The 766-nt window shown below is 39.8% G+C and carries 2 protein-coding genes; both read left to right on the top strand.

Annotation, left to right across the window (positions count from 1 at the left end):
* The coding region (locus ACS8FD_RS19670; protein WP_439277106.1) for a hypothetical protein at positions 1-217 on the top strand (217 nt) is incomplete at its 5' end.
* An 88-nt stretch (positions 218-305) separates the two neighbouring features.
* Positions 306-766, top strand: a 461-nt coding sequence (locus tag ACS8FD_RS19665; RefSeq protein ID WP_439277105.1) for a LysE family translocator, incomplete at its 3' end; no start/stop codon positions are given.

The raw sequence follows: 766 nt of genomic DNA, 5'->3' as shown, positions 1-766 counted from the left end.
AGGTATAGAGCAGCTAAAAACCTCAGCTGAGCGCGGGGTTGCTGGTATTGTAGCAGTAACTTTGGCCATGCCAGCGGCGCAGTCAACTGTTTATGCTATTGCCATTGGTATCGTGCTCTATATCTTGATCGAAAGACCAAATGCTAGACAGCGCAAAGAGATGCAAGCAAATTCTCTGTCAGACAGTAAAATTGACTCTGTTGATAAAGACTATTGATAAAATGCTTTGATTAAGCGGATATCAGAAGAGCATTTTTGTTCTTCTGATACCCGCTTTTTTATGATGTTTAAAAGGTATGTTGACTATGTTTGGTATTGAAAACTATCTGGGCTTTATCTTGGCAGCTATTTTACTAAACCTGACACCTGGCACAGATAGCATGTATATCATTACGCGTAGTGTCTCACAAGGGAACAAAGCCGGTCTCTATTCTGTACTGGGCATTGTCACTGGAATACTAGTGCACACGGTATTGGCGGCATTAGGACTATCAATCATTTTAGCCAACTCTCCACTAGCATTTACTATCGTTAAATATATTGGTGCCAGCTACCTATGCTATTTAGGGTTTAAAATGCTAACCAGTAAATCGAAATCTATCCTATCAGACAGTTTGCCCAATAACGGAAAACTTGTACAAGCTGAGTCTTTGAATTATAGGCGAATCTATAAGCAAGGCGTATTGACCAATACTTTTAACCCTAAAGTGGCTTTGTTCTTTTTAGCTTTCTTTCCTCAGTTTGTCGATTCTAATTACGCTCATGG

The sequence above is a fragment of the Psychrobacter sp. 1U2 genome (assembly GCF_051847575.1).
Note: the sequence above shows the minus strand (reverse complement) of the source record. Positions and strands in the feature narration are given on the sequence as shown.